Here is a 607-nt window from a genome sequence, read left to right on the forward strand (position 1 = left end):
CGCGCAGGCCGAGGATGCGCACGTAGAAGTCCTTCGAGCGTGCGTAGTCGCTGCAGATCAGTGCGGCGTGGTGGATGCCCAGCAGGCCGTCGGAAGCGGTGTTCATTGCAGGGTGTCCAGCCAGCGCTGGGCGATCTTCAGCGCCAGCGGATAGGGTTCGGGGTCGTTGCGGTTGGTCAGCACGATCACGGTCAGGTGCTTGTCCGCATGGCGCACGATCACGTTGCGGAAGCCGATGCTCTCGCCGCTGTGCCATTGCACCGGGCCATTCAGGCGCCAGCCGAAGCCGTAGTGCGGTACATCCGGTTCGGGCGTCGATGTGGCCGGGCTGAACATCGCCCGGCGCGAGGCTTTCGACAACAGGCGGTCGTCGTACAGCGCCGCATCCCACCGGGCCAGGTCGTCCAGCGAGGAATAGATGCCGCCATCGCCGAGCACGGCGCTGGTGGTGCTCTGGTCGGTGCGTTGCCAACGGCCATCGATCCAGCTGTAGCCATAGGCGCGTGCAGCGACCGTGTCCTCGCCGTCCTGGTGGGCCACGGTATGCGCCATCCCCAGCGGGCGGAAGATGCGCTGCTGCAGGAAAGTGGCGAAATCCTGTCCGGAG

The 607-nt window shown here is 66.4% G+C and carries 2 protein-coding genes; both read right to left on the reverse strand.

From position 1 onward, the window contains the following. A partial coding sequence (locus tag DAI20_RS19785; protein WP_497802647.1) for a VOC family protein occupies window positions 1-106 on the reverse strand: 106 nt, incomplete at its 3' end. Then, window positions 103-607: serine hydrolase domain-containing protein (locus DAI20_RS19790; protein ID WP_159085147.1), on the reverse strand; the 505-nt coding region annotated here is incomplete at its 5' end. The genes DAI20_RS19790 and DAI20_RS19785, both read right to left, overlap by 4 nt.

The organism is Planctomonas deserti (assembly GCF_003067705.1).
GTDB lineage: Bacteria > Actinomycetota > Actinomycetes > Actinomycetales > Microbacteriaceae > Planctomonas > Planctomonas deserti.